The following is an 8,177-nucleotide window of genomic DNA, read 5'->3' as shown; positions in this document are numbered from 1 at the left end:
GGTAGCCCAGACCGCGCACGGTCTGAATGCAATCGTCGGGCAGCTTCTTGCGCAGGCGCCCCACAAAGACCTCGATCGTATTGCTGTCGCGGTCAAAATCCTGATCGTAGAGATGTTCGGTAAGTTCGGTGCGCGACACCACCTTGCCCTTGTGGTGCATGAGGTAGCTCAGGAGCCGCAATTCGTGGCTCGTCAGCTTGATGGCCTGCCCGTCCACCGTCACCCGACCCGAACGCGCATCGAGCCGCACCGGCCCGGCGGTGATTTCGTTGCTGGCATGGCCCGCCGCCCGGCGCACCAGAGCGCGCAGCCGCGCCAGAACCTCTTCCATGTGGAAAGGCTTTGCCACGTAGTCGTCGGCGCCGGCATCAATGCCCTGCACCTTGTCGCTCCAGCGATCGCGCGCCGTCAGCAGCAGCACCGGCAGGGTTTTCCCCGCCCGCCGCCATTCTTCAAGCACCGAAAGTCCATCCATCCGCGGCAGGCCGATATCGAGCACCACCGCGTCATAGGGTTCGGTATCGCCCAGGAAATGCCCCTCTTCCCCGTCGAAAGCCACGTCGACGACATAGCCTGCTTCGGTCAGAGCTTCCTTGAGCTGCCTGTTGAGATTGGTATCGTCTTCGACAACCAGAATACGCATGCCTGCCCCCGCCGCTCAGTGACTATTGCGCGTTCAATACCAAATTCTGCGCCTGGCCGTCCGGCGTCAAGACACCAATGATGTAAACCAAGCGTCCGCCCTGGTCGCACACCTGAACATTGAGGACTTCTGCTTTGGAATCAACGCCGGCCGAAGCCAGCACCGCATCGAGCGACATGATCTGGCCGGAAGTCACAGCTTCCTGGATCTGTCGCCGATCAAGGCAGGCCTGGGCCTGGCTCGATCCAGTCCCGGCAAGGGCAAGAGCGAGCGCCAGGGCGATGGCAGCAGCGGCGGAGGGTTTGGGGGCTATCGTTTTCATAGGGGCAAACTAGCGGGGCCTTACTGAATGGGACATGAATAAGGCAATTCATGTTGCCATGCATTGTTCCCCATTTGCGGAAGGGTCTCTACCCGCCAAAGGAATCACCGGCCCGGCCTTATCCCGCCTCCCCCTTCAGCCCCTTGCGCAGGAAGATGATGGCCAGCGCTTCGAGGATGAGGCTGCCCGCCGAGCCGCCGTCGAGCGTCGGCAGTTCCACGCCCAGCACCTGCGCCACGCCCGCCAGCAGCATGAAGGCCGCCACGATATAGGTCCGATAGCCCACAAGAGCAGTCATGATCGTTCTCCGTTGCATGGATGAAGGAATTTTGACCTCGGCGAGGGCGGCCGCGCGGATTTCGGCAACCCTGCGCGTCCAGCCCCGGCCGAAAACCGAAAAGCTCGCGAGCCCCCTCAAAAAGCTCAACCGCTTGTCGCACAGCCCATTGATCGCGCGTTTCGCGTCTGCCGCCTGGGCCGCCGCCAGCGTCACGGGTCCTACCGCGCCATCGGCTGCCACCCCGAGCGCCGCTTGCAGCACCCGAACGGCCCGATCCGGCCCCGAATTCACGGCGAAATCGAACAGCGCCAGGTCGATGCCCCTCGGCATGCTCCCGGCGCTGCAGGTGTTCCAGTAATTGGCCCGATAGATCAGCGCCGCCTCGCCGCGCGTCAGCGCCTGCACCTCGGCGTTGGGCAGTGCCGTCCAGGGCGACACCTTTCGCCAGCGCGCCAGTGTCTTGCGGGTGATACCCAAATTGGTAGCGCCACCGGGATCATCGGGATGATCGACGTAGCCGCCCTCATGCCGCAGCACTTCGCCGAGGCATTTTTCGAACCGTTCGTCATTCGCCATAGCGAGCCCTCGCCACATGCCCGGCCCCCAGGGCCGCGCTGACCTGCACCACCGAAAAATCGAAGCCGGTTGCCGGGCCACCGAAATCCGCCCCCTGCTCGGCCAGTCCATAGCTGGCCACAGGCGCAGTGACCTCGATGCTCCGCTTGAGCGTCACGCCGTCAAAAATGGACAATCGGTAGCGCTCCGGCGCGACTTCCAGGGCCGGCTCCGCCGCGCCCCAGGCGTCGTCTTCTGCCCGGCTACGACGCATCCATGAGAAAGCGATATCGCCGGCCCCTAGGCGCCTCGCCTGCAGATGCACCGGCGCCAGCGGCAAACCCGGCGCTACTGTCGTCGTCGCCGTCAACACCTGCCCGACGAGATCGGAGGACCCTGCATAGGCCCTGATCGTCCGCTCCTCACCGAGGCGCCCCACCTCGACCGGCACGACGCCAACCCGCCCATCGAGCACGACCACGCGCCGTCCCGCCGAGACCGCCCCCATGGCCCAGTCGGTCCCCTCAAGTCCGCGCAAGAGTTGCGTCAGCCGATAGCGTCCCGCCTCGATAAGCTCAGCCCTTGCAAAGCCGATCACCTCCCAGGCGCCTCCGTCGGTCTCCACCGCCAGCCGGTTGCTCCCTGCCAGCACCGCCTCTCCGGCCCCATCGGCAATATGCCCGCCATAGAGCCGAATACTCAGGTCAGATCGGCGATCCCAGACTGCCCTCGGCCCGGCATCGATGCCCTCGACCACCTCGCCCAATACCGCCGGCCGCGTGAGATCGAGCAATGCCGCTCCCGTCGCCGTATCGACCAGGCGCACCGCCCCCGGCCATGGTTTGGCATAGGCGCCAAACACCAGTCGGCTTCTCGCCGGTTCACTCGGCAGCGGCGGCAGATGCGCCGCGAGAACCACCGGCGTCACCGCCAGCCCCTCGACAGGCGCCGAAGCCGGCGCACGATCGACACCCGTTGCCGCGGCCAGTCCCGCAGCCACACTGCGCGCCGTCACCCGACGCACGGCGCCATCGCGAATTTCGGTGACTTCAAACGGCCCATCGCCATCCACTGAAACCCGGTCCCCCGGCTCCAGCGCCAACCGGTTGGGTGGCAGCGAAAACTCCACCGTATCCACCGCCGCGGCCCGATCATCGAGCAGTCGTTCCGCCGCCAGCCGCGCCGCTGCCCCATCGAGCACCATGTCGACACTGTCGCTGACGAGCTGCCCTGCCCCCGGCCGCACCGCGGTCGCCGAGGCCGTCAGATAGTCCCGCCCCTTGTCGATATGGCTCAGCGCCAGCCGCCCCGGCCGCTCCACCGCCGCCGCGCGGCGCTTGGACAACACCGCGCCATCACCTTGCGCCAGCTCTTCCCGGTCAAACGGCATGGTCGTGCCACCCCGCGCCGAAATCGCGGTGAGCACGCCATTGCGCGCCACCAGCCGCTGGCCGGTAATATCGAGCAAGGGCTCCAGCGCATCCCGCGCCGTGCTTGGTGTCGAGAGAATGACCCCGCCCACCATCGGCTCCGAGGCGCCCGCTCGTACCGTCGCCCCGTGTTCCGCCGCGATAGCGGAGGCCAGTTCGTCATTGCTCATGCCACCCAGTCGACCGGTCAGCCAATGCCCTGTCGCGTGGTTGCCGCCATCGGCCCAAACGTCAGTCCGCGCCGGAAAGGCCGGAAACGGCCGCGCATCCCAGGTCCAGCAATAGATCCGCTCGGGATCGACCATCCCCGCCGGGTTCTTCGCCGGGCTCCGCCAATGCCGATAATGCGCACGCAAAAACTGCCGCTGGATCAGCGGATCCGAAAGCCCGCTGGAAAAGTAAGGTCGCCCACCCTCAGAACTCTTCGCGTCGCCGAAAATATTGGGCTGGTTGGCGCCCTTGTCGACCGCGGCACACCCGAGCTCTGTAAGCCAGATTGGTTTCGAACCCGGCACCCAGGCGGTCGCCGAACCGGCGCGAACGCCGCCCGGCCGGTCATAGTGATACTGGCCCCAGAAGGCCAAAATGTCCTTGTAGCGCCAGATCCAGTGCTCGCCATGCGCCCCATCGGCAATCGGCGTGCGCACCTGCGCGACGCGAGCTGCATCGCTCGCATAGTACCAGTCGAACCCCTCGCCCCCGGCAATGTTGCCGCCGAGATAATCTAGGCTATGCGTGCTCTCCGCCGCAGCATCGAGATGTCCCTCGCCATCGCGCCAGTCGGCCGCCGGCATGTAGCAGTCGATCGCCACGGCATTGATATTAGGCGAGGCCCAGAGCGGATCGAGGTGAAAGAACTTTTGGCCGCCACCCGGCTGATAGCCCGAATACTCGCTCCAATCCGCTGCATAGCTGAGCTTCGTCGATGACCCGACAATAGCCCGCACATCCGCCGCCAGTGCCACCAGTGCCGAAACGAAGGGAAACGAATTCCCCGCGCCACGCACCGTCGTCAGCCCACGCATTTCCGAGCCGATGAGCAGGGTCTCGACACCTGTCTCAGCCGCCATCTGCGCATAGTGCATGATCATCGCCCGGTAGCCCAGCAGGAACGCCGCCACCTGGCTCGCCGCCGTCGCCGTCCCGTCAGGCGATCCCGCCACGCCGGCCGCCGGATGACAGGTGATCCGCCCGCGCCAGGGATAGCTCGCCTGTTGGGCGCCGCCGTAGGGGTCGGGCAATCCGTTCCCCACCGGCACATCCATCATGATCATCGGATAGAGCGTCACCGAAAGCCCGCGCGCCCGCAGATCGGCAATCGCCGCGCGTACCGATCCATCCGATGGCGTGCCGCCATAGGCCGGCCCCCCGCCATGGCTCGATACGACCGGCGCCGAGCCGCGCGCATATCCCGCAACGCTCCAGGACACGCCCTGCACATCCCGGCTAGCCCCTTCGACCCGCGGCCCGATCTGGCAGGCCCCGCAGCGGAGGTCATTGCCAAACCAGCTCACCACCAGCGACACATGCTTGAGGTTCGGGCAAAGCTCCCGCAACTCATCGATGGACACTGTCCAGTCGCTGACACCGGGCTGCACGTGCGCGTTTTCCGCCGCACCGGTGCCCCAACCAACCATGCGCAGTCGTGGCACCGGGTCATAGCCAAACTCGGTCGCCCCCGGGATTACCGTCACGGCCCGAATGGACGTTTCCAGATCGCCCACCGGCCGGCAAAGCTCGGCCGAAATCTGCGGAATGCGGTTGCCGAAGCGCGAAAGCGGCAGGTTTTCAAAGACCATGTAGCAGAGCCCGCGATAGGCCGGAGCGTTGCCGGCCCCCTGCGTCGCCTCGATCAGCCCATCCGGCATCTGCCCATTGCTGCCCGAATAGAAGCGATAGTTGAGCCCCCTCAGGTCGAGCAGTTGCCCATCGGCCCAGACGCGCCCCAGCCGCGCCACCCGCCCCTCGCAAAAGCCGATGGCAAAGCTGGCGCCGGTCTCGTCCTCTTCCTGTTGCCGGCTCGTTCCCTTGGCGCCCGCGGTCTCCCCACCAAGCCGCTCCAGCTCCCGTGCCCAGATGATGTTTCCCGAAAGACGCCCCCAGCCATAAAGCCGCGGCACCGCAGCCCCCTCGACCGAGCCACCAAGCCGAACGTCAAACGCGCGACGCTCGCTCTTCTTGTCGCTGAAGAGCCAGCCATCGATGGCGCTGCCAGCCAACGCCCCCAGCGCCCGCCCCACCGTTGCGCCAATCGGCCCACCAACCAGCGCCCCGGCGAACTGCCCTGCCAGGGATAAAGCCAAAGTCGCCATGTTTTGGTCCTTTGTTAGTGAGCCCCTGCTCGCCCCTCGCCCCTTGAGGGACTTCGAGCCGGCCGAAGGCAAATTCGCTCCGGTGGAGCGAATTTAGGTGAGAAGGCCATAAGAGCTGCGCTCGAATGGCGGGCCTCGCCTACCGTGGCTACGGAAACCAGAACCGCCCATTCACCCGCCTGGCCCAGCCCTCGGTCAAATACGCCTCGACCACGCCCAGCTTTTCCTGCGCATGAATGAAACGATCCCCCGCCACCATGATCCCGCAATGCTTTGGCTCATCGAGCCCGGCCAGGCGAAACAGCACCACCTGCCCAGCCTCAACCGGCCCCTCCGCCGGCAGCAAAAACCGCTCCGCCGCCTCTCGCAGCGCCCCGGCATTCTCGGGGTCGCGCACACTGGCCCGATAGGGCGGCGGCGCCATGGGCTCGTCCCCATAAAGCGCCCGCCAAACCCCGCGCAGCAGCCCCAGGCAATCGCATCCCGCCCCCAGCGTCGAAGCCCGGTGCCGATAGGGCGTACCCAACCATTCCCGCGCTGCTGCAACCACCGGCTCAGCCATCATTTGACCACCGCCCGTCCATCGAGCGCATCGCCCTCACGCGGATAGCGCAGCACATAGTCGCTGCCCGGCACGTGCGGAAAACCGCGGAAATTGACCGCATTGCCGAACTTCGCCTTGCAGGTCGTAAAGCGCCGATCGCACCCCGTCGTCACGGCAAACACATCACCCGCGACGACCCAATCGCCCACGCGCTGTCCAAAGCCCAGGAGATCGCCCCCCGAACCCTTGCGATGCGTCAGCACCGCATCCTTCAAGCCCACCCGCTTGCCGCCCGACCACTCGCCCATGCCAAAGGCAAACCAGTCCTCGGCAAAGCCCGAAAGCCCGCTGACCCGCACCCGAAACGGATCGACCACAGACACAACCGTAGCGATCCCCGACCGCCCCGGCGCCGTAAGGTTCACGCCACAACGCGCATCCCCCACCACAGCATCGCAAAGCCCCTGGTAGAGCCGCCCCTGCACTGTGTTCAGCGCCTCCTGCGCCGAGCGCAGTTCGGCGCGAAACGTGCCATCCTCGCGCACGATCTCGCCGATCGTGTCCACTCGCAGCAGCAGGTTTTGGCTCGGCTCCGCCCAGTTCACCAACCAGCTTTCCACCCGCGCACCATCATAGCGCCCGAGCGCAATGTCCTCGTCGTCGATGGCGTCGTGGTGCAAAATGCCGAGCACTTCCCCGGTCTCCACCTGCGCCCCCAGCCGCGCCGGCACCTCACCACCCACCAGCCCATGCATGGGCCGACAAGTGGTTCCCGAGACCGCCAGCTCTACATCATGATCGGTAAATCCAAGCACCACGCCATCGCTGCGAACCACCCGCCAGCAATGCGCCAGCGTCGTCTCGCCCTGGTCGAGATGCGCCGCCAGTCCCGCGCCAATCGCCTTCATGGCAAAATCTCCACCAGCGGAATATTTGGCGCCTCGGCCCCATCGAAACTCGACCATTCAATATCGAGCCGATCCGTATCGAACCGCACCGGCACATCGAACAGAAACCCCGCACTCACCGCCGCCCCCACAGCCGGCGCGACAGAAAAGCTGACGACGCCGGTCGTCCCGTCCACCGCCCAGCCACTGGTCCGCTCAACCCCAGCCACTGCCACGCGCACCGAACCCTCAACCGGCTTCCTGATCGGCCGAAAATACGGATCAAACGCCGCCCCATAGCGCTTCAGCAGTTGAAAGCCGGTCTTCACACCATCGCCGGTCCCAATCGCCTGATCCCCCGGTAACGGCACCGCGCCGCCCGAGGAATGATCGATCCCGTCGCGCCACAAAAAACCATGCAGCCGACCGCGTCTTTCCTCGAAAAAGGCCAGCACCGCCTGCATATCCGCCCGCGATTTCACCCCATAACCGGCATTGTAGCGCCGCCGCGAATGCGCCCAGCGCCCATTGCGCTGCTCGCCCCCGCCCGCCAGCGTCACGACATCCGTCTTCCGTTCCGGCCCACCCCGCGCGCCCAGCGCGATATCGAGCGGAAACCGCACATGATGAAATGCCATCTCAGCTCCCCCGGGTTCCCCTGCGAACCGCCCTGAGCAGCATCGCGCTCATCTCGGCCTCGCTCGCCGCGAAGCTGCGCGCATCCGTCGCCGTCACATTGAACGTCACATGCACCCCGCCCCCACCGCCGGCGACACCGAGCCGACCATCGGGTCCGCGCGCCAGCGGCATGATCGCCTCCGGCCCCGCTTCGCCCGCCAACCCCAGCGCGCCACCCAGCGGAAAATACGTCGGCGTCGCGATGACCCCGCCCTTGGCATGCGGAATGATCGAAGGGTTGAGTCCGGCAAACAGCCCCTCGAGCGCATTGCCGGCCAACGTCTCCAGCGGCTTGAACGCCGCCTTCAGCGCCATGTCGGCAAACGCCCTGCCGACACCGACGATCACCGACTCCAGCGATTTCCCGTCCATCAGCGCACTGCGAAAGCCCGACGAAATCGACCGCGCCACCCCATCGGCCAGTGAATGGATGCGCCTGATCTCGACCGACACATCGCTCAGCTCGTTCCTGAAATCTTCGTCAAAGAGATCACCGGCCATCTGGAAACCTCTCCATCAAAGCCTC

The 8,177-nt window shown here is 65.8% G+C and carries 8 protein-coding genes; all 8 read right to left on the bottom strand.

Annotated features, from left to right (window positions below; genetic code table 11):
- On the bottom strand, positions 1-643 hold a 643-nt coding region (locus J0I64_RS07320), incomplete at its 3' end, for a response regulator transcription factor (RefSeq protein ID WP_291406939.1).
- 22 nt (positions 644-665) lie between these two features.
- A complete protein-coding gene (locus tag J0I64_RS07315; RefSeq protein WP_291406938.1) occupies positions 666-965 on the bottom strand; it encodes a hypothetical protein in 300 nt (99 codons plus the stop codon).
- Between the two features lie 118 nt (positions 966-1,083).
- A complete protein-coding gene (locus tag J0I64_RS07310) occupies positions 1,084-1,821 on the bottom strand; it encodes a glycosyl hydrolase 108 family protein (RefSeq protein ID WP_291406937.1) in 738 nt (245 codons plus the stop codon).
- The gene (locus J0I64_RS07305) at positions 1,811-5,542 is read right to left on the bottom strand and encodes a glycoside hydrolase/phage tail family protein (RefSeq protein ID WP_291406936.1); all 3,732 of its coding nucleotides are present in this window, start codon (positions 5,540-5,542) and stop codon (positions 1,811-1,813) included. Before J0I64_RS07305 ends, J0I64_RS07310 begins: the two co-directional genes overlap by 11 nt.
- Before the next feature lie 148 nt (positions 5,543-5,690).
- The gene (locus J0I64_RS07300; RefSeq protein ID WP_291406935.1) at positions 5,691-6,107 is read right to left on the bottom strand and encodes an NlpC/P60 family protein; all 417 of its coding nucleotides are present in this window, start codon (positions 6,105-6,107) and stop codon (positions 5,691-5,693) included.
- The gene (locus J0I64_RS07295) at positions 6,104-6,994 is read right to left on the bottom strand and encodes a DUF2163 domain-containing protein (RefSeq protein ID WP_291406934.1); all 891 of its coding nucleotides are present in this window, start codon (positions 6,992-6,994) and stop codon (positions 6,104-6,106) included. Before J0I64_RS07295 ends, J0I64_RS07300 begins: the two co-directional genes overlap by 4 nt.
- On the bottom strand, positions 6,991-7,611 hold the full coding sequence (locus J0I64_RS07290; protein ID WP_291406933.1) for a DUF2460 domain-containing protein: 621 nt from the start codon (positions 7,609-7,611) through the stop codon (positions 6,991-6,993). Before J0I64_RS07290 ends, J0I64_RS07295 begins: the two co-directional genes overlap by 4 nt.
- Position 7,612: 1 nt before the next feature.
- On the bottom strand, positions 7,613-8,152 hold the full coding sequence (locus J0I64_RS07285) for a phage tail tape measure protein (protein ID WP_291406932.1): 540 nt from the start codon (positions 8,150-8,152) through the stop codon (positions 7,613-7,615).
- Between the last annotated feature and the right edge of the window lie 25 nt (positions 8,153-8,177).

The organism is Devosia sp., from assembly GCF_017307565.1.
Lineage (GTDB): Bacteria > Pseudomonadota > Alphaproteobacteria > Rhizobiales > Devosiaceae > Devosia.
This window is presented reverse-complemented; position numbering and strand designations above follow the sequence as displayed.